Origin of the sequence: Streptomyces luomodiensis, from assembly GCF_031679605.1 — a bacterium.
Classification (GTDB): domain Bacteria; phylum Actinomycetota; class Actinomycetes; order Streptomycetales; family Streptomycetaceae; genus Streptomyces; species Streptomyces luomodiensis.
On record NZ_CP117522.1, the window covers coordinates 5,622,477 to 5,643,676 of the forward strand.

Below are 21,200 nucleotides of genomic sequence, written 5' to 3' on the forward strand. Positions count from 1 at the left end.
TGAAGCCAGGAAGAAGCAGCCACAGTGTCTGACCCGAACCTGAACGACGCCGCCGAGCCCGTCGAGTCCCGTGAGGACGAGCTCGACATCGTCGAGGCGGCGGACTCCGACCAGGCTGAAGCGGCCGACGCCGAGGCGGGCGCGCCGGCCGAGGAGGCGGCGGTCCACGTCGAGGACGAGGACACCGCCGAGGCCGATGAGGCCCCCGCGGCGGAAGCGGACGACGCGGTCGAGGCCGAGGTCGACCCGGTCGAGGCGCTCCGCGAGGAGCTGCGCGGGCTGCCCGGCGAGTGGTACGTGATCCACACCTACGCGGGCTATGAGAAGCGCGTGAAGGCCAACCTGGAGCAGCGTGCCGTCTCGCTGAACGTCGAGGACTTCATCTACCAGGCCGAGGTCCCCGAGGAAGAGATCGTCCAGATCAAGAACGGCGAGCGCAAGAACGTCCGGCAGAACAAGCTGCCGGGCTATGTGCTCGTCCGCATGGACCTGACGAACGAGTCGTGGGGTGTGGTCCGGAACACCCCGGGCGTCACCGGCTTCGTGGGCAACGCGTACGACCCGTACCCGCTGACCCTGGACGAGATCGTCAAGATGCTCGCCCCCGAGGCCGAGGAGAAGGCGGCCAAGGCCGCCGCCGAGGAGAGCGGCGTGCCGGCGCCGAGCCGCAAGGTCGAGGTCCAGGTGCTGGACTTCGAGGTCGGCGACTCGGTCACGGTCACCGACGGCCCGTTCGCGACCCTTCAGGCGACGATCAACGAGATCAACGCCGACTCGAAGAAGGTCAAGGGCCTTGTGGAGATCTTCGGTCGCGAGACCCCGGTCGAGCTGAGCTTCGACCAGATCCAGAAGAACTGAGACCTTCCACGAGACTTCCGAACAGGTCAGACGGGCTTTCGCGGCCGGTCTGACCTGCTCGGTTTTAAGGCGCACAGCTATACCCGTTATCGTTGTGCGGTATGCCTCCATCCGGATGATCCGGTTCGGGGGCGAACAACCTCTCACTAGGACCCGGAGAGAGCATGCCTCCCAAGAAGAAGAAGGTCACGGGGCTGATCAAGCTCCAGATCCAGGCCGGCGCCGCGAACCCGGCCCCGCCGGTCGGCCCCGCGCTGGGTCAGCACGGCGTCAACATCATGGAGTTCTGCAAGGCCTACAACGCCGCGACCGAGTCGCAGCGTGGCATGGTCGTGCCGGTGGAGATCACGGTCTACGAGGACCGCTCCTTCACCTTCGTGACCAAGACCCCGCCGGCCGCCAAGCTGATCCTCAAGGCCGCGGGCGTGGAGAAGGGCTCCGGCGAGCCGCACAAGACCAAGGTCGCCAAGATCAGCCGCGACCAGGTGCGTGAGATCGCCACCACCAAGATGCCCGACCTGAACGCCAACGACCTGGACGCCGCCGAGAAGATCATCGCCGGCACCGCCCGTTCCATGGGCATCACGGTCGAGGGCTGACACCTCCACCGCGAGGGCCGTAAGCCCCCGCAGTCACGTGTGGCAGGGCCAAGCGCTGGCCCGGACCACGAACTCCACAGACATCAGGAGCCACAGTGAGCAAGCGCAGCAAGACCCTCCGCGCTGCGGACGCCAAGATCGACCGGGAGCGCGCCTACGCCCCGCTCGAGGCCGTCCGTCTCGCGAAGGACACCTCCACGAGCAAGTTCGACGCGACCGTCGAGGTCGCCATGCGCCTGGGCGTCGACCCGCGCAAGGCCGACCAGATGGTCCGCGGCACCGTGAACCTGCCGCACGGCACCGGTAAGACCGCCCGGGTCCTGGTCTTCGCGACCGGTGACCGTGCTGCGGCCGCGGAGGCCGCCGGCGCCGACATCGTCGGCTCCGACGAGCTCATCGACGAGGTGTCCAAGGGCCGTCTGGACTTCGACGCCGTCGTCGCCACCCCGGACCTCATGGGCAAGGTCGGCCGTCTGGGCCGGGTGCTCGGTCCGCGTGGTCTGATGCCGAACCCGAAGACCGGCACCGTCACCCCGGACGTGGCCAAGGCCGTCACGGACATCAAGGGCGGCAAGATCGAGTTCCGCGTCGACAAGCACGCCAACCTGCACTTCATCATCGGCAAGGTCTCGTTCGACGAGGCGCAGCTGGTGGAGAACTACGCCGCGGCGCTGGAGGAGATCAACCGTCTCAAGCCGTCCGCCGCGAAGGGCCGCTACATCAAGAAGGCGACCCTGACCACCACGATGGGCCCCGGCATCCCGCTGGACGCCAACCGCACCCGCAACCTGCTGGTCGAGGAAGAGGCCGTCTGAGGCCGCCCCTGACCCAGCGCACCACGGTGTGCAACCGCCGGGCCCCCGGATCTCGTCGAAGATCCGGGGGCCCGGCGCGTTCCGTTGTCCGCCCCCTCCGCTAAAGTTCGATCTACACGTAAAAGAGAAATAAAAACTAGGGGGAACCGTGCGCGGTACTCATGTCGGTGTGCGCTGGGCCATAGCTGCCGGAAGTGTCGTTCTGATGGTCGGCCTCACCGCGTGCGGGAGCGAGAAGTCCGGTGACGACAAGGCGAGCGACAAGGCGAGCGACAAGAGCGGCCAGTCCGGTATGAGCCCGCTGGCGGCGCTCAAGCTGGCCTCGCAGCAGACGGACAAGAAGAACTCGGCCAAGGTCGAGGGCACCACCAAGATGGGCGAGCAGAACTCGCAGATGTCCGGCTCGATGGACTGGGCCAACGGCATCCGGGCCAACATGTCCATCACCCAGAGCGGTGGTGCGGTCGCCTCCTCCCCGATCGAGGGCAAGCCGATGGACGCCCGCTACACGCCGGACGCGATGTACCTGAACATGGGCGACGAGTTCGCCGCGCAGGCGGGCGGCGGCAAGCACTGGGTGAAGTACGACTACGACGTGCTGGCCGAGAAGGCGGGCCCCTCGGGCGCCTTCCTGAAGGACCAGATGCAGAACAACAACCCGTCGCGCTCGGTGGAGCTGCTGCTGGCCACCGGCAAGGTCAAGAGCGTGGGCACCGAGGACGTGAAGGGCGTCAAGGCCACGCACTACACGGGCACGGTCAACGTCTCCGAGATCGCCAAGATGCAGTCCAAGGAGCTGAGCCAGTCGGACCTGGACGCCCTGCAGAAGCAGCTGGAGTCCTCCGGTATGGACACCGAGACCATCGACCTGTGGGTCGACGACCAGAACCTGCTGGTCAAGAAGCGTGAGCAGGCGGAGAGCAACAACGGCGCCTATGACTCCACGGTCTACTACACGGACTACGGCACCTCCGTGACGGTCGAGGAGCCGTCCTCCTCGGACACCGTGGACTTCCAGGACATGCTCCAGCAGTAGCGCCGATTTGCCTGGCCGCGGCTCGTTCGCGTACGCTTCTACAGAAGCCAAAGACCGCTGGTTGTCGCCGCATTCCCGAACGGGGATCCGGTGGCTGAAGGATCCGCTAGCTGCGGGCGACCTGCGTAGGTGACTGTGGTTGCACTCCCGAACGGGCCGTGGGTCCGTGCCGGTCGAGTTACGCCCCGAGCGCCTGCGCCGGGGCGTTTTCGCGTTGTCTCAGTCTCCTTCCTTCAGGCCGAAGCGGTCCTCATCACCCGGAAGGAGGCCGAGGCTCATGGCGAGTCCTGACAAGGTCGCAGCCGTCGACGAGATGCGGGAGAAGTTCCGCAGCTCCAACGCGGCTGTCGTGACCGCGTACACCGGTCTCACCGTGGCGCAGCTCAAGGAGCTGCGCCGTTCGCTCGGTGAGAACGCTCAGTACCGTGTGGTGAAGAACACGCTGACCAAGATCGCGGCCAACGAGGCCGGGATCAACCAGCTCGACGACCTGTTCTCGGGTTCGTCGGCCGTCGCCTTCGTGACCGGTGACCCGGTCGAGGCGGCGAAGGGTCTCCGTGACTTCGCCAAGGAGAACCCCGCTCTCGTCATCAAGGGCGGTGTCCTTGAGGGCAAGGCGCTGTCCGCCGACGAGATCAAGAAGCTCGCGGACCTCGAGTCCCGTGAGGTGCTGCTCGCCAAGCTGGCGGGTGCGATGAAGGCCAAGCAGTCCCAGGCTGCCGCGCTCTTCCAGGCCCCGCTGTCCAAGCTCGTCCGGACCGCCGAGGCGCTCCGGCAGAAGCAGGCCGAGCAGGGCGGTGCCGAATCCCCGGCTCCCGCCGAGGCCGAGGCCGCCGAGTAATCAGGCCCCGGTCGCAGCGGGCCCGGAAGCCCGCCGACATGTACATCCGGCACCACCTGCCGAATTAGTGGAAGGACCGCCATCATGGCGAAGCTCAGCCAGGAAGACCTGCTCGCGCAGTTCGAGGAGATGACCCTCATCGAGCTCTCCGAGTTCGTGAAGGCGTTCGAGGAGAAGTTCGACGTCACCGCCGCCGCCCCGGCCGCCGTCGTCGCCGCCGCTCCGGGTGCCCCGGGCGCCGCTGCCCCGGCCGAGGAGGAGAAGGACGAGTTCGACGTCATCCTCACCGGCGCCGGCGACAAGAAGATCCAGGTCATTAAGGTCGTGCGTGAGCTGACCTCCCTGGGTCTGAAGGAGGCCAAGGACCTCGTCGACGGCACCCCGAAGCCGGTCCTCGAGAAGGTCAACAAGGAGCAGGCCGACAAGGCCGCCGAGTCCCTCAAGGGCGCCGGCGCCTCCGTCGAGGTCAAGTGATCTCTCGGCCCGCCGTCACACGCCGATAGGGCGCGGCGGCGCGGCCGGTTCACGCCAAGGGCGATCACCCGTTCGGGTGGTCGCCCTTCGGTGCTTCCGGGAGGGCTACATTGCCTTACGGGCTTGTGGAGGTATGGTGATCTTCGTTGCCCGTCGCCACGCCCTGTGACGATCTCGCCGGAGTGGGGGGCCTTGACGAACGGCACGCAGCGCGCAATTCTCAGGACGCGACGTCACATCGATCCGGAAGTCCGAGGCATGGATCGTCGGCGAAGTGGGCAGTATCGATATGCGCATCGAGCGCGTGGACTGCCGTCAGGGCGGGTGAAGACAACGAGGGGCGCGCCCCCTCACCGGAGGGAGAGATTGGCGCTGCCGGTCTCAGAAACTCGGCGCTGGACATCAGTGTGCCAAGTGGCTACACTGACCCTTTGCGCTGCCTGTTAGCTGCTCCCTGCCCGTCACCAGGGGCATGCCCACCTCCGAGCACTACCGATGGAAACACCCTGACCAGGGATTTCATCCATGAGCTCGCGGTGGGACCGGTACGCGCGTAGTGAGTCCGAGCCCTCGGAAGGACCCCCTCTTGGCCGCCTCGCGCAACGCCTCGACTGCCAATACGAACAATGGCGCCAGCACCGCCCCGCTGCGCATCTCCTTTGCGAAGATCAAGGAGCCTCTCGAGGTTCCGAACCTCCTCGCGCTGCAGACCGAGAGCTTCGATTGGCTGCTCGGCAATGCCGCGTGGAAGGCTCGCGTCGAGGCTGCGCTGGACAGCGGTCAGGACGTCCCCACCAAGTCCGGTCTGGAAGAGATCTTCGAGGAGATCTCCCCGATCGAGGACTTCTCCGGGTCGATGTCCCTGACTTTCCGTGATCACCGTTTCGAGCCGCCGAAGAACTCGATCGACGAGTGCAAGGAGCGCGACTTCACGTACGCGGCTCCGCTCTTCGTCACGGCCGAGTTCACCAACAACGAGACCGGTGAGATCAAGTCCCAGACGGTCTTCATGGGCGACTTCCCGCTCATGACCCCGAAGGGCACCTTCTGCATCAACGGCACCGAGCGTGTCGTCGTCTCGCAGCTGGTCCGGTCTCCCGGTGTCTACTTCGACTCCACCATCGACAAGACGTCCGACAAGGACATCTTCTCGGCCAAGATCATCCCGTCCCGGGGTGCCTGGCTGGAGATGGAGATCGACAAGCGCGACATGGTCGGTGTCCGCATCGACCGCAAGCGCAAGCAGTCCGTGACCGTCCTGCTCAAGGCGCTCGGCTGGACCACCGAGCAGATCCTCGAGGAGTTCGGCGAGTACGAGTCCATGCGCGCCACCCTGGAGAAGGACCACACCCAGGGCCAGGACGACGCGCTGCTCGACATCTACCGCAAGCTGCGTCCGGGCGAGCCGCCGACCCGCGAGGCCGCGCAGACGCTGCTGGAGAACCTCTACTTCAACCCCAAGCGCTACGACCTGGCCAAGGTCGGCCGCTACAAGGTCAACAAGAAGCTCGGTGCCGACCAGCCGCTGGACGCCGGCGTGCTGACCACCGAGGACGTCATCGCGACCATCAAGTACCTGGTCAAGCTGCACGCCGGCGAGACCGAGACGGTCAGCGAGAACGGCCAGACGATCGTGGTCGAGACCGATGACATCGACCACTTCGGCAACCGTCGCCTGCGCAACGTCGGCGAGCTCATCCAGAACCAGGTCCGTACCGGTCTGGCCCGTATGGAGCGCGTCGTCCGCGAGCGCATGACCACGCAGGACGTCGAGGCGATCACGCCGCAGACCCTGATCAACATCCGGCCGGTCGTCGCCTCCATCAAGGAGTTCTTCGGCACCAGCCAGCTGTCCCAGTTCATGGACCAGACCAACCCGCTGTCGGGTCTGACCCACAAGCGCCGCCTGTCGGCGCTGGGCCCGGGTGGTCTGAGCCGTGAGCGGGCGGGCTTCGAGGTCCGTGACGTGCACCCGTCCCACTACGGCCGGATGTGCCCGATCGAGACCCCGGAAGGCCCGAACATCGGTCTGATCGGTTCGCTCGCCTCCTACGGCCGGGTCAACGCGTTCGGCTTCGTGGAGACCCCGTACCGCAAGGTCGTCGACGGTGTGGTCACCGACCAGGTGGACTTCCTCACCGCCGACGAGGAGGACCGCTTCGTCATCGCCCAGGCGAACGCGCCGCTGGCCGAGGACAACACCTACGCCGAGAACCGCGTCCTGGTCCGCCGCCGTGGCGGTGAGGTCGACTACGTGCCCGGCTCCGAGGTCGACTACATGGACGTCTCGCCGCGCCAGATGGTGTCGGTCGCGACCGCCATGATCCCGTTCCTCGAGCACGACGACGCCAACCGCGCGCTCATGGGCTCGAACATGATGCGTCAGGCCGTGCCGCTGATCAAGGCGGAGTCGCCGCTGGTCGGTACCGGTATGGAGTACCGCTGCGCGGTCGACGCCGGCGATGTCATCAAGGCCGAGAAGGACGGTGTCGTCCAGGAGGTCTCCGCCGACTACGTGACGGTGGCCAACGACGACGGCACCTACACCACCTACCGGGTGGCCAAGTTCTCCCGCTCCAACCAGGGCACCTCCTTCAACCAGAAGGTCGTCGTGGACGAGGGCGCCCGGGTGATCGCCGGCCAGGTGCTGGCCGACGGCCCGTCCACCGAGGACGGCGAGATGGCGCTCGGCAAGAACCTGCTGGTGGCGTTCATGCCGTGGGAGGGCCACAACTACGAGGACGCGATCATCCTCAGCCAGCGTCTGGTGCAGGACGACGTCCTCTCCTCGATCCACATCGAGGAGCACGAGGTCGACGCCCGCGACACCAAGCTCGGCCCCGAGGAGATCACCCGGGACATCCCGAACGTCTCCGAGGAGGTCCTGGCCGACCTCGACGAGCGCGGCATCATCCGCATCGGCGCCGAGGTCCGTGACGGCGACATCCTGTGCGGCAAGGTCACCCCGAAGGGTGAGACCGAGCTGACGCCGGAGGAGCGCCTGCTGCGGGCGATCTTCGGTGAGAAGGCCCGTGAGGTCCGTGACACCTCGCTGAAGGTGCCGCACGGCGAGACCGGCAAGGTCATCGGCGTGCGCGTCTTCGACCGCGAGGAGGGCGACGAGCTGCCGCCGGGCGTGAACCAGCTGGTCCGCGTCTACGTGGCGCAGAAGCGCAAGATCACCGACGGTGACAAGCTCGCCGGCCGCCACGGCAACAAGGGCGTCATCTCCAAGATCCTGCCGGTCGAGGACATGCCGTTCCTGGAGGACGGCACCCCGGTCGACATCATCCTCAACCCCCTGGGCGTCCCGTCCCGAATGAACCCGGGACAGGTCCTGGAGATCCACCTCGGCTGGCTGGCCTCCCAGGGCTGGAAGGTCGAGGGCGACGAGGACTGGATGAAGCGGCTGAAGTCGATCGGCGCGGACGAGGTCCAGCCCGGCACCAACGTCGCCACCCCGGTCTTCGACGGCGCCCGTGAGGACGAGCTGGCCGGCCTGTTCGAGCACACCGTGCCGAACCGCGACGGTGAGCGCATGGTGCTGCCCTCGGGCAAGGCCCGGCTCTTCGACGGCCGCTCCGGCGAGCCGTTCCCGGACCCGATCTCCGTCGGCTACATGTACATCCTCAAGCTGCACCACCTGGTGGACGACAAGCTGCACGCCCGGTCCACCGGTCCGTACTCGATGATCACCCAGCAGCCGCTGGGTGGTAAGGCTCAGTTCGGTGGCCAGCGCTTCGGTGAGATGGAGGTGTGGGCGCTGGAGGCCTATGGCGCCGCGTACGCCCTCCAGGAGCTGCTGACCATCAAGTCCGACGATGTCACCGGCCGCGTGAAGGTCTACGAGGCCATCGTCAAGGGCGAGAACATCCCCGAGCCCGGCATCCCCGAGTCCTTCAAGGTGCTCATCAAGGAGATGCAGTCCCTGTGCCTCAACGTGGAGGTGCTGTCGTCCGACGGCATGTCCATCGAGATGCGCGACACCGACGAGGACGTCTTCCGCGCTGCGGAAGAGCTCGGTATCGACCTGTCCCGGCGCGAGCCGACCAGCGTCGAAGAGGTCTGACGGGTCTGGCCGGGGCGGTTCGTACCGCGACTGCCCCGGCCTCTCCCCGGACCCCCAGTCAGACCCGAAGACACGACCCTGAAAGAGGGATTGACGACAAGTGCTCGACGTCAACTTCTTCGACGAGCTGCGGATCGGCCTCGCCACTGCTGACGACATCCGTCAGTGGTCCCACGGTGAGGTCAAGAAGCCGGAGACCATCAACTACCGCACCCTGAAGCCCGAAAAGGACGGACTCTTCTGCGAGAAGATCTTCGGTCCGACCCGGGACTGGGAGTGCTACTGCGGGAAGTACAAGCGCGTCCGCTTCAAGGGCATCATCTGTGAGCGCTGCGGTGTCGAGGTCACCCGCGCCAAGGTGCGCCGTGAGCGGATGGGCCACATCGAGCTGGCCGCTCCCGTCACCCACATCTGGTACTTCAAGGGCGTGCCCAGCCGCCTGGGCTACCTGCTCGACCTCGCCCCGAAGGACCTCGAGAAGGTCATCTACTTCGCCGCCTACATGATCACGTGGGTGGACGAGGAGCGCCGCACCCGCGACCTGCCCTCGCTGGAGGCCCACGTCTCCGTCGAGCGCCAGCAGATCGAGCAGCGCCGCGACGCCGACCTGGAGGCCCGCGCCAAGAAGCTCGAGGCGGACCTCGCCGAGCTCGAGGCCGAGGGCGCCAAGGCCGATGTCCGCCGCAAGGTGCGCGAGGGCGCCGAGCGGGAGATGAAGCAGCTGCGCGACCGCGCCCAGCGCGAGATCGACCGTCTCGACGAGGTGTGGAACCGCTTCAAGAACCTCAAGGTCCAGGACCTGGAGGGCGACGAGCTGCTCTACCGTGAGCTGCGTGACCGCTTCGGCACGTACTTCATGGGCGGCATGGGCGCCGCTGCCCTGCAGAAGCGCCTGGAGTCCTTCGACCTCGACGAGGAGGCCGAGAAGCTCCGCGAGATCATCCGGACCGGCAAGGGCCAGAAGAAGACCCGTGCGCTCAAGCGCCTCAAGGTCGTCTCCGCCTTCCTCCAGACCCGCAACAGCCCCAACGGCATGGTGCTGGACTGCATCCCGGTGATCCCGCCGGACCTGCGTCCGATGGTGCAGCTGGACGGTGGCCGCTTCGCGACCTCCGACCTGAACGACCTGTACCGCCGTGTGATCAACCGGAACAACCGCCTCAAGCGTCTGCTCGACCTCGGTGCCCCCGAGATCATCGTGAACAACGAGAAGCGGATGCTCCAGGAGGCCGTCGACGCGCTGTTCGACAACGGCCGCCGCGGCCGTCCGGTCACCGGTCCCGGTAACCGTCCGCTGAAGTCCCTCAGCGACATGCTGAAGGGTAAGCAGGGCCGGTTCCGTCAGAACCTGCTCGGTAAGCGTGTCGACTACTCGGCCCGTTCGGTGATCGTCGTCGGCCCGCAGCTCAAGCTGCACCAGTGCGGTCTGCCCAAGGCCATGGCGCTGGAGCTGTTCAAGCCGTTCGTGATGAAGCGCCTGGTGGACCTGAACCACGCGCAGAACATCAAGTCGGCCAAGCGCATGGTCGAGCGCGGCCGCACGGTCGTGTACGACGTGCTCGAAGAGGTCATCGCCGAGCACCCGGTGCTGCTGAACCGTGCGCCGACCCTGCACCGCCTCGGCATCCAGGCCTTCGAGCCGCAGCTGGTCGAGGGCAAGGCCATTCAGATTCACCCGCTCGTGTGCACCGCGTTCAACGCGGACTTCGACGGTGACCAGATGGCCGTGCACCTGCCGCTGTCCGCGGAGGCGCAGGCCGAGGCCCGCATCCTGATGCTGTCCTCGAACAACATCCTCAAGCCGGCCGACGGCCGTCCGGTGACCATGCCGACCCAGGACATGGTGCTGGGCCTGTTCTTCCTCACCACCGACGAGGAGGAGCGCGAGGTCCGCGGCGAGGGCCGGTCCTTCGGCTCGGTCGCCGAGGCGATCATGGCGTTCGACGCCCGGGAGCTGTCGCTCCAGGCGAAGATCGACATCCGCTTCCCGATCGGCACGGTGCCGCCCCGCGGCTGGACCCCGCCGGTGTCCGAGGAAGGGGAGGACGGCCTCGGGGGAGGCGTCTGGCAGCCCGGTGACAGCTTCCGGCTGCGCACCACGCTGGGCCGGGCGCTCTTCAACGAGCTGCTGCCCGAGGACTACCCGTTCGTCGACTACTCGGTGGGCAAGAAGCAGCTCTCCGAGATCGTCAACGACCTCGCCGAGCGCTACCCCAAGGTCATCGTCGCGGCGACGCTGGACAACCTGAAGGCGGCCGGTTTCCACTGGGCCACCCGCTCCGGTGTCACCGTCGCCATCTCCGACGTGGTCGTGCCCGAGGCCAAGAAGGCCATCATCGAGGGCTACGAGGCGCAGGACGAGAAGGTCCAGAAGCAGTACGAGCGCGGTCTGATCACCAAGGACGAGCGCACCCAGGAGCTGATCGCGATCTGGACCAAGGCGACCAACGAGGTCGCCGAGGCGATGAACGCGAACTTCCCGAAGACCAACCCGATCTTCATGATGGTCGACTCGGGCGCGCGCGGAAACATGATGCAGATGCGTCAGATCGCCGGTATGCGTGGTCTGGTGTCCAACGCGAAGAACGAGACCATCCCGCGGCCCATCAAGGCGTCGTTCCGTGAGGGTCTGTCCGTGCTGGAGTACTTCATCTCCACCCACGGTGCCCGTAAGGGTCTCGCGGACACCGCCCTGCGGACCGCCGACTCGGGTTACCTGACCCGTCGTCTGGTGGACGTCTCCCAGGACGTGATCATCCGCGAGGAGGACTGCGGCACCGACCGCGGCCTGAAGCTGGCGATCGCGGCCAAGGGCGCGGACGGCGTACTGCGCAAGGCGGACGACGTCGAGACCAGCGTGTACGCGCGCTGCCTCGCCGAGGACATCGTCGTCGACGGGAAGGTCCTGGCCCCGGCCGGCACCGACCTGGGCGATGTGCTCATCGACGAGCTGGTCCGCCACGGCGTGGAGACGGTCAAGACCCGTTCGGTGCTCACCTGCGAGTCCGCCGTCGGCACCTGCGCCATGTGCTACGGCCGTTCGCTGGCGACCGGCAAGCTGGTGGACATCGGCGAGGCGGTCGGCATCATCGCCGCCCAGTCCATCGGTGAGCCCGGCACCCAGCTGACGATGCGTACCTTCCACACCGGTGGTGTGGCCGGTGAGGACATCACCCAGGGTCTGCCGCGTGTCGTCGAGCTCTTCGAGGCCCGTACGCCCAAGGGTGTCGCGCCGATCTCGGAGGCGGCCGGCCGGGTCCGCATCGAGGAGACCGAGAAGACCAAGAAGATCGTCGTCACCCCGGACGACGGCTCCGACGAGACGTCGTACGGCGTCTCCAAGCGAGCCCGTCTGCTGGTGGGCGAGGGCGACCACGTCGAGGTCGGCCAGCCGCTGACCGTGGGTGCCGTCAACCCGCACGACGTGCTGCGCATCCTCGGCCAGCGCGCCGTCCAGGTGCACCTGGTGGGCGAGGTCCAGAAGGTCTACAACTCGCAGGGTGTGTCGATCCACGACAAGCACATCGAGATCATCATCCGGCAGATGCTGCGCCGCGTGACGATCATCGAGTCCGGCGACGCCGAGCTGCTGCCGGGCGAGCTCGTGGAGCGCTCGCGCTTCGAGGGTGAGAACCGTCGTGTGGTCCAGGAAGGCGGCCACCCGGCCTCCGGCCGTCCGCAGCTGATGGGTATCACCAAGGCCTCGCTGGCGACCGAGTCCTGGCTGTCGGCGGCGTCCTTCCAGGAGACGACCCGGGTGCTCACCGACGCGGCGATCAACGCCAAGTCGGACTCCCTGATCGGCCTCAAGGAGAACGTGATCATCGGTAAGCTCATCCCGGCCGGTACGGGCCTGTCCCGCTACCGCAACATCCGGGTCGAGCCGACCGAGGAGGCGAAGGCCGCGATGTACTCGGCCGTCGGCTACGACGACATCGACTACTCGCCCTTCGGCACGGGCTCCGGCCAGGCGGTTCCGCTGGAGGACTACGACTACGGTCCGTACAACCAGTAAGCCCGGTAATCCGGTAGGGCCGGTAATCCGGTAGGACCGGTAACGCTCACAGGGCGGTCATCCCTCGCGGGGTGGCCGCCCTGCGGCGTTCTCCGGTGGTCCGCCGTGCCGAATGTGCTTCCGGGCCGGGGGACTCAGTGGGAGACGGCGGCCTCCGGGGCCGCCTCGGGCCGCGGCGGGGTCGGACCCGGTGCGCCGAACCAGGTCTCCAGGGCGGCCCCCAGCCGCTCCGGCGCGGTGTCGTCGGAGGCGGTGGCCGCCCAGCACACATAGCCGTCGGGACGTACCAGGACCGCGTCGGCCGGTACGTCCGGCAGCGCGTCGGCGGTCACCACGTCGACGCGGTCCGGATAGGCGGTGGCGAGCGTGCCCCACCGCCGGGTGGTGCCGGTGGTGAGCAGCAGGCCCCGGCCGTGCCGGAGCAGCGCGCTCACCGGCCGCTCCGCCCCGTCCACCGTGAGGTCGGGGTCCGGCATGCGGGCACCGGTCAGCCCGTCGTCCGTACCGGCTCCGGGCATCGGGTAACGGATGTCCAGTCCGGAGACCATGCCGGCGAGGAAGTGGCTGACCGGGCCCATCCCCAGCAGCCGGACGAAGATCGAGCGCAGTCCGTCGTACTCCTCCGACGGGTTGGTCAGCACCGCCTGGGCGCGGGTGTTCTCCACGACGCTCGCCCCGATGGGGTGCCGTTCGCCGTGGTAGCTGTCCAGCAGGCCGGCCGGGGCCCAGCCGGCCACCTCGGCAGCGAGTTTCCAGCCCAGGTTCATGGCGTCCTGCACCCCGAGGTTGAGGCCCTGCCCGGCGGCGGGCAGATGCACATGGGCGGCGTCGCCGGCCAGCAGCACCCGGTCCCGCCGGTAGTGCTCGGCCTGGTACGCGGAGTCGGTGAACCGGGAGAGCCAGCGGATCTCGTCGACCTCCACCGCGTCGCCGTAGCGCAGCCGCACCGAGTCGTGGACCTCGGCCTCGGTCACCGGCTGGTCCGGATCGGTCTCACCGCGCCCGTAGATCCCCCACACCACCCGGTAGAGGCCGTTCTGCAGGGGGACCAGGGGCCAGGTCATCCGGTCCTGGTGGGCCTTGTCCACGCCCAGGAGGTCGCGGATGGACTTGGGGCGTTCGCCCAGCGCGTCGGCGCCCTTCTTCAGGGTCACATCGGCGACCACACCGGAGAACGCGGTCTTGGTGCCGGGGAAGGCCACGCCCAGCCGTTTCCGTACGGCGCTGCGGCCGCCGTCGCAGCCGACCAGATAGCGGGAGCGCAGCCGGACGGCACCGTCCGGGGTGGCCACCGTGGCGGTGACCCCGTCGGCGTCCTGTGCGAGGTCGACCAGCTCGTGGGAGCGGCGCACCTCGATGCCGTAACGGGCGGCCAGCGCCTCCTCCAGCACGCCTTCCACCCGGTCCTGCGGGATGATCACGCCGTAGGGGTGGCGGCTGCCCCAGCCGCGGTAGTTCATCACCACCGGCAGTCCGGCGAAGTGGGCGTCGGGCACCTGGGCCAGCGAGCGCTCCAGCACGGCGTCGAGCAGGCCGCGCATGGCGAGCACCTCGACCGTGCGCGGCTGCAGGCCCAGGGCCTTGGAGTGCTCGTTGGGGTCGGCCAGTTTGTCGATCACGATGACGCGCACACCGGCGAGGGCGAGTTCATGGGCCAGTGTGAGCCCGGTGGGGCCGCTGCCGACCACCACGACGTCCGTGGACTGTGCTGTGCTCATCATCGGCTCCTCGACGCGTTCGCTGCGAATATCGCCAATACTGCCGAGCACTATATTTCTCCACCGGTGCGAAACGGCAAGCCAATGTCCTGCAACTCGCCCTGGTGATCGGATAGTTAGGGGTGATAAGGGCAACGGTAGGGGGTTGAACGCGGCACCGCGGGTCCATAGCGTAAGGGCCGCTCGAAGCGTCTCTCATTCCCCCGTGAATTGCCTGACCTGGGCAGTGGAATTCACGTTGCGCGATTGATTCACCGGGGCGCCGATTCGCGGACATGCCGACTCACGAGCAGCAAGGAAGCGTATGGACACCGATGTGATCGTGGTGGGGGCGGGTGCCACCGGGCTGATGCTGGCGGCGGAACTCGCGCTGGCCGGCGTCCGCCCCGTGATCCTGGAGACCCTCGGCGCTCGCAGCACCCAGTCCCGGGCCCTCAACCTCCACCCCCGCACCTCGGAGATCCTTCAGGCCCGCGGACTCCTGGACGACCTGCTGGCACACCAGATCGTGCTCGGCACCCCGGCCCACAGCTTCTTCGGGGCGCTGCCCGTACCGCTGGACTGCCATCCGTGGCGCACCCGGCACCCGTACCAGATCGGGGTCCTCCAGACCCGGGTCGAGGAGCGGCTGGAGCGGCGCCTGGCCGAACTGGGCGTCACGGTCTCCCGCGGCCACGAGGTGACCGCCGTGGCGCAGGACCCCGACGGCGTCACCGCCACCGTGCGGACGGCCACGGGCGAGCACCGCCTGCGCGCCCGCTACCTGGTGGGCTGCGACGGCGGCCGGAGCCGGGTGCGGAAGGCGCTGGGCGCGGCGTTCCCCGGTACGGACGGCAGCCAGCTGTTCGTCGCCGCCGATGTGGTGCTGGCCCGTCCGCCCGAGCGGTGGCACGCCGAGCTGGACCCCGAACGGCAGCGGTATCTGAGGCTGCTGCCGGGCAACAGCATGGCCGGGGTGGTGCCGGTGCCCGGCGGCCGGCTGATGTTCTCCCTGCGGGCGCTGGAGGACGGCGTCCACCGGCTGAGCTTCTCCGGGCCTGCCGTGCAGCGGGTGCCCCGTACGGAGCCGGTCGCCGAGGCGGAGATCCGGGAGGCGATCCGTACCGCCTGCGGACTGGACAGCGAGCTGAAGGAGGTCCGCTGGGCGTCCCGGTTCAGCGACGCCTGCCGTCAGGTGGAGCAGTACCGGCACGGCCGGGTGCTGCTGGCCGGCGACGCCGCGCACATCATCGTGCCGCTGGGCGGCCAGGGGCTGAACCTCGGCCTCCAGGACGCGTTCAACCTGGGCTGGAAGCTGGCCGCCGAGGTGGCCGGGTGGGCCCCGCCCGGACTGCTGGACACCTACCACACCGAACGGCACCCCGCCGCGGCCGTCCTGCTCAGGGAGGCGCGGGCCCAGTTCTCGCTGCTGGACGGCGGGCCGGAGCTGACGCCGCTGCGGGAGGTGCTGATCGAACTGCTGGGCCTGCCCGAGACCAACCGGCACCTGGCCGGTGTCGTCTCCGGCCTCGGGCTGCGCCATCCCGCGCCCGCCGGCGCGCACCCCCTCGTCGGCCGCCGGCTGCCGGACCTGGACCTGCGCACCGCGGACGGGCCGCTCCCCGTCCACCGGCTGCTGCGCGGCGGCCGCGGGGTCTTCCTCGACCTCTCGGGCGGCGCGGCGGACGAGGAGGTCGTCGGCGCGTGGGCGCACCGGGTGGACATCCGGGCGGCGACGACGGACGACGACCTCGGCGCCCGGCAGGTGCTGGTGCGGCCGGACGGCCATGTGTGCTGGGCCGACGACCGCGACCGGCTGGCCGACGCGCTGGGCGAGTGGTTCGGCGCACCGCGGTGAGCCGGCGGTTCGGCGCACCGCGGTGAGTCATGGCCAGTGGTCGGCTGGTGGCGGAATTCCCGACCGCGATTCCCGTTCCCTGTTCCCGTTCTTCGACCCCCGTCCCCGTTCCACGATTCCACCGTATTCGAACAGCAATTCCCGACTTCCGAAGGGGCATGGAAAATGACGTCCACGGTTTCCACCGAAGGGCCGGTCTACCGCGAGTACAAGGGTTTCCGGGTCAACGACAACATCGTCGCGGATTTCATCGGCGTACCGGCGGTGATCACGCCGGGTGAGACGATCGAATTCTCGGTCTTCTACACGAACCGGGGCCGTTACCACTACCCGGACACCGGGCTCAACCTGGTCATCTGGTTCTCGGACCGGGATGATCTGCGCCGGGAGGACTTCAAGCTCTTCTACAAGGTCAGCCGGGCCGAGTGGCAGGAGCAGGACCCCGAGAAGTGCTGGGACCCGCAGTTCCCCGCCGAGGGCGGCGTCCACATCGCCTGCCAGCTGAGCGGGCCCGACGGCGGCATCCTCAGCAAGCCCGACGGCACGGTCCCGCTGCCCGAGGTCGAGTCGGTCACCGCGCATGTGCGGCTGGCCTTCCGCGAAGGGATCACCTCCGAGCACGCGGGCATCTTCGCGCTGCCGGGCATGCTGGACGCCCCCGGCGACAAGTCGATCATCCCGGGTCTGTTCGGCAATGTCTTCGGCCGGCTCCAGCAGGCCAGCTTCCGGCTGGGCGAGGGCCCGACCTCCCTCTACTGATCCGGTCCGCTGGTCCGGCTCTGCTGATCCGGTCCGCTGATCCGGTCCGCGCCTTCCACTGACCTTCGGCTCGGGAGTGCCTCATGGCGGCAATCAACACCTGGCGAACGCTCAAGGAGGGGGCCGACGGCCTCGTCCTGGCCATCGACTACCCCTTCACCGGCCGTCCGGAGGCCGGTTTCCCGGAGCTGGCCCCGCAGCTCGACATCGACTACGCCCTCTGGGAGTCCGTGCCCCCGAGCATGGGGAGCGAGACGGGGATGACCGCGGACGGCTATCTGGACCGGTGGCACGCGGACGTCCGCACGGGCGGCCTGCCCGTGCGGGCCGTGCTCGGCTTCTGCGCGGGCAGCGTCTACGCGGCCGCCCTCGCCGACCGGATCGCCGCCGAACAGCCACAGGCCCCGCGGGTCGTCCTGTTCGACCCCGAGGCGCCGAACGCGGTCACCGTCTACTGGCAGTTCCACAAGGTCATCGAGGGGCTGGGGGTGGTGCTGCGGCCCGAGGAGGTGACCGAGGCGCAGCAGGCCGGCCAGCGCGTCAGCGATGGCGCCACCGACCTGGACCGGCTGCGGGACCAGCTGTTGGGCGTGTTCGGCGAGTGGGCCCAGGTCGCCTTCGACCGGGCGGGGCTCGACGAGGTCCGCCGGGCGGAGTTCACCGCGACGGTCACCGCGTTCATGACCTATCTGGTGGCCGCCGCCGGGATCGACACCCGGGACGGCTGGCCCGGTGCCACGGCCATCAGCTCGGTCACCACCACCAACGGGCTGAACCTGCTGCCCGAGGCCGAGCGGCCGGCGAAGGTGGCCCGCGAGATCCGCTTCGACCTGGCCCACGCCGATCTGCTGCGGTCCGCCGACGTGGCGAAGACCGTGGCGGATCTGCTCCGTTGAGAGGACACACCTGATGCGCACACGGACGGACCCCGGCCCCAGCGGCACCGGAAGGGTGCCGCGGCCGGAACCGGTCGGCCGGAAGGAGGAGGCGCTGTGGCTGCTGGAACGGCTGGTCCCCGGCGCCGCCGTGAACAACCTGTCCTTCACCTTCCGGGTGCGCGGCAGCGTGGACCGGTCCCTCCTGCGGGAGTCCGTGACGCTGCTCGTACGACGCCACGAGACGCTGCGCACCGTGTTCCACGCCGACGACGCCGGGCTGGCCAAGGCCGTCCTGGACGCCGACGAGGCCGGTGTGGAGGTGCTGACCGTACCGGCCGCGCACCACACCGGGCAGGCGCTGACCTCGTTCGTGGCCACGCCGTTCACCTTCGACGGCCGGCCGCTGCTGCGCGTCGGGCACCTGCCGGGTGAGGGCGAGGACATCGTCTGCCTGGTCCTGCACCACCTCGTCTTCGACACCATCTCCGCGGGCATCCTCCTGGGCGAGCTGGTCGAGGTGTACACCGCGCTCGCCGCGAACCGGCCGCCGGCCCCCCATCTGCTGGAACCCGTGCCGGCGTTGCGGGAGGAGGAGCCGAGCGCCGACAGCCTCGCCTACTGGCACCAGCAGCTCCAGGGCTTCGACCCCGGAGGGCTCGAGCTGGCCTACGGCAGGCAGGAGGCCGCCGGCGCGACCCTGGGCGGTGACCAGCTGACCGTCACCGTGCCCCGGGAGGTCCGGGCCGCGGTGGACCGGCTGCGCACCGAACTGAACACCTCCGAGGCCGTCGTCCTGCTCGCCGCCTACGGCCTGCTGCTCGCCCAGCACGGGGCAGGCCCGGACCTGGCCGTGGGCACCATGGTGAACGTACGGGGCCGCTCCGCACCCAGCGCGATCGGCTACCACGTCAACGTGGTGCCCCTGCGGTTCACGGTGGACCCCGGCGACAGCTTCCGGGAGCTGGCCCTGCGGGCCGGGAGGGTCTTCCTCGACGGCATCGCGCACGCCGATGTGCCGGTGGACAGCCTCTACAACGAGGTGACCCGGGAGGGCGGCGCCTGGCGCAACAGCCTCTTCCGGCACGTCTTCAACTACGTACCGGGCCTGGGCCTGCCCGACTTCTCCATCGGCGGCCTCGCCGCGAGCCCCCTGGTCGTCGAGGTCCCGTACAGCAAGTTCGACCTGGAGTTCTTCGTCATGTCGACGGACGAGGAACTGCGGCTGCGCATCGTCTACAGCGACGACGTGTTCACCCGCGACGAGGTCGCCGCGCTGCTGCGCCGCTACGAGGTGCTGCTGTCGTCCCTGGCCGAGGACCCCGGACTGCCCCTCGGCGGCGCCGTGGCCTGGAGCGAGCACGACCACGCCGTGATTGACGCCGCCGGCCGGCCCGCGCCGGACAAGCCCCCGCTCTCCGTGCTCGCCGACGTGCGGCGGACGGTGGCGAGGACACCGGACGCGGTGGCCGTCGAGGACGCGGACGGCCCGCGGACCTACCGGCAGCTGTGGGACTCGGCCCGCGCCATCGCGGGCGCGCTGCGCGACCACGGCATCGGCGACGGCGATGTGGTCGCGCTGCTCGCACCGCGCTCGGCCGCACTGGCCGCGGCCGTGCTCGGCGTATGGCTCACCGGTGCGGTGTACCTCCCCCTGGACCCCGACCACCCCGCGCACCGCCTCGCGTACCAGCTCGCGGACTCCGGGGCCAAGGCGGTGCTGGCCGGGGACGGGGCCGTGCCCGCGCGGGAGGGGGTGCCGGTGCTGCGCCTGGCCGACGTGGCGGGCCTGGCCGATGTGGCCGGCCTGGCCGACGTGGCCGCACGATCGGTTGCGGACGCACGATCGAGTGCGGACGCCCGGTCGGTTGCGGTGGTTCCCGACGCCGGTACTGGTGACGCTTCCGATCCCGGTGCCGACCCCGGTGCCGGTCCCGACCCCGATCCGGCCGGGGCCGCCTACCTGATCTACACCTCCGGGTCGACCGGGCGGCCGAAGGGGACCCTGGTCTCCCACGGCAACCTCGGCAATGTGGTGGGGCACTTCGCCGATGAACTCCGGGCCCGGCCGGGGGAGACCACGCTGTGGCTGACCACCTTCAGCTTCGACATCTCCGCCCTGGAACTGTTCCTGCCGCTGGTCACCGGCGGACGTCTGGTGGCCGCGCCGGACACCGCGCGGTCCGACGGCCGTGTCCTGGCCGCTCTGCTGAGGGACCAGCGGGTCGACATCGTCCAGGCCACCCCGACCACCTGGCGGCTGGTGACCGACGACTGCCGGGAGCAGCTGAACGGGCGGCGCGTGCTGTGCGGCGGCGAACCGCTCCCGTCGGCCCTGGCCGGGGAACTGGCCGCGGCCGGCTGTGAGCTGCGCAATGTCTACGGGCCGACGGAGACCACCATCTGGTCGACGTCCGGCCTGGTCGAGCCGGGTTCCGGGGGTCCGGTGCACGTCGGCCGGCCGATCCGCGACACCCGGGTGTTCATCGCCGCCCCCGACGGTGCGGAACTGCCGGTGGGGGTGCGGGGCGAGTTGTGCATCGCCGGTGGCGGAGTGGCCATCGGCTACCACGGCCGCCCGGAGCTGACCGCCGACCGGTTCCGGGACCACCCCCGCCACGGGCGCCACTACCGCACCGGCGACCTCGCCCGGTGGCGGGGAGACGGCACGCTGGAGGTGCTCGGCCGCGTCGACCGGCAGGTGAAGCTGCGGGGCAACCGGATCGAGCTGGGCGAGGTGGAGAGCGTCCTCCTGGGCCACCCCGCCGTCCGGGCGGCGGCCGCACTGGTCGTCACGGGCGAGGCGGACGACGCCCGGCTGGTGGCGTTCCTCGTCGCCGAGGACGCCCCCGGCCTGGTCAACCAGGTCTGGGAGCATGCCCGCGGCAACCTCCCGGCCCCCGCGGTCCCCGGGGAGTTCCTCGTCGTCGACGCCCTGCCCACCACCGGAAACCACAAGGTCGACTATCTGGCGCTGGCCCGTCGGATACGGGACCGCGACCACGAACGGGCCGAGCCGTCCACGGCCGGGCCCGAGGACGAACTCGTAGGAAAACTCATCACGCTGTGGCAGGACGTGCTCGGCCGCACCGATCTGCACGCCCATTCCAATTTCTTCACCAGTGGCGGCCATTCCCTGCTGGCGGCGAAGCTCGCCCAGTCCGTTGAGGAACGGCTCGGCGTACGCCTTCAGCTCGCCGAAATCTTCACCAGGCCCAGCCCGGCCCAATTGGCGGAATTCCTCCGATCCGGCGGCGAATGATCCGGCCGGACGTCTCAGCCGGACGTCTCAGCCGCGGTTCGG

Annotated in this window: 13 protein-coding genes; 12 read left to right on the plus strand and 1 reads right to left on the minus strand. The window is 69.0% G+C overall.

Annotated features, from left to right (window positions below; genetic code table 11):
• Nucleotides 1-24: 24 nt before the first annotated feature.
• The 8 genes from nusG to PS467_RS23815 all read left to right on the plus strand — a co-directional run bounded on the left by nusG (nt 25) and on the right by PS467_RS23815 (nt 12,707).
• Nucleotides 25-858 (plus strand): transcription termination/antitermination protein NusG, encoded by an 834-nt coding sequence (gene nusG / locus PS467_RS23780; protein WP_268973691.1) that lies wholly within the window; start codon nt 25-27, stop codon nt 856-858.
• A 164-nt stretch (nt 859-1,022) separates the two neighbouring features.
• The gene (rplK, locus tag PS467_RS23785) at nt 1,023-1,457 is read left to right on the plus strand and encodes a 50S ribosomal protein L11 (protein WP_044571693.1); all 435 of its coding nucleotides are present in this window, start codon (nt 1,023-1,025) and stop codon (nt 1,455-1,457) included.
• Nucleotides 1,458-1,552: 95 nt separating this feature from the next.
• Entirely contained in the window at nt 1,553-2,272 is a 720-nt protein-coding gene (gene rplA, locus PS467_RS23790) for a 50S ribosomal protein L1 (protein ID WP_060951289.1), read from the plus strand.
• 148 nt (nt 2,273-2,420) lie between these two features.
• Nucleotides 2,421-3,308: an SCO4651 family lipoprotein gene (locus PS467_RS23795; protein WP_498076484.1), complete on the plus strand. Its 888-nt coding sequence runs from the start codon at nt 2,421-2,423 to the stop codon at nt 3,306-3,308.
• A 277-nt stretch (nt 3,309-3,585) separates the two neighbouring features.
• On the plus strand, nt 3,586-4,149 hold the full coding sequence (gene rplJ, locus PS467_RS23800) for a 50S ribosomal protein L10 (RefSeq protein WP_311036944.1): 564 nt from the start codon (nt 3,586-3,588) through the stop codon (nt 4,147-4,149).
• Between the two features lie 84 nt (nt 4,150-4,233).
• The gene (gene rplL, locus PS467_RS23805; protein ID WP_030835056.1) at nt 4,234-4,623 is read left to right on the plus strand and encodes a 50S ribosomal protein L7/L12; all 390 of its coding nucleotides are present in this window, start codon (nt 4,234-4,236) and stop codon (nt 4,621-4,623) included.
• A 586-nt stretch (nt 4,624-5,209) separates the two neighbouring features.
• Nucleotides 5,210-8,692 (plus strand): DNA-directed RNA polymerase subunit beta, encoded by a 3,483-nt coding sequence (gene rpoB, locus PS467_RS23810; protein WP_268973697.1) that lies wholly within the window; start codon nt 5,210-5,212, stop codon nt 8,690-8,692.
• Nucleotides 8,693-8,792: 100 nt separating this feature from the next.
• Entirely contained in the window at nt 8,793-12,707 is a 3,915-nt protein-coding gene (locus PS467_RS23815; RefSeq protein WP_311036945.1) for a DNA-directed RNA polymerase subunit beta', read from the plus strand.
• 134 nt (nt 12,708-12,841) lie between these two features.
• Here PS467_RS23815 and PS467_RS23820 read toward each other — a convergent pair whose 3' ends face one another.
• Nucleotides 12,842-14,425 (minus strand): FAD-dependent oxidoreductase, encoded by a 1,584-nt coding sequence (locus PS467_RS23820; protein WP_311036946.1) that lies wholly within the window; start codon nt 14,423-14,425, stop codon nt 12,842-12,844.
• A 304-nt stretch (nt 14,426-14,729) separates the two neighbouring features.
• On the opposite strand from PS467_RS23820, the gene PS467_RS23825 reads away from it, so the two are divergent.
• The 4 genes from PS467_RS23825 (at nt 14,730) to PS467_RS23840 (ending at nt 21,158) form a co-directional block, all read left to right on the plus strand.
• Nucleotides 14,730-16,262 carry an FAD-dependent monooxygenase gene (locus PS467_RS23825; protein WP_311036947.1) on the plus strand — a complete coding sequence of 511 codons (1,533 nt, stop codon included), beginning with the start codon at nt 14,730-14,732 and terminating at the stop codon, nt 16,260-16,262.
• A 165-nt stretch (nt 16,263-16,427) separates the two neighbouring features.
• Nucleotides 16,428-17,021, plus strand: a complete 594-nt coding sequence (locus tag PS467_RS23830; RefSeq protein ID WP_311036948.1) for a hypothetical protein — start codon at nt 16,428-16,430, stop codon at nt 17,019-17,021.
• Between the two features lie 83 nt (nt 17,022-17,104).
• Nucleotides 17,105-17,917: a hypothetical protein gene (locus PS467_RS23835; RefSeq protein ID WP_268973702.1), complete on the plus strand. Its 813-nt coding sequence runs from the start codon at nt 17,105-17,107 to the stop codon at nt 17,915-17,917.
• 13 nt (nt 17,918-17,930) lie between these two features.
• Entirely contained in the window at nt 17,931-21,158 is a 3,228-nt protein-coding gene (locus PS467_RS23840) for a non-ribosomal peptide synthetase (protein WP_311036949.1), read from the plus strand.
• The last annotated feature ends 42 nt before the right edge of the window (nt 21,159-21,200 follow it).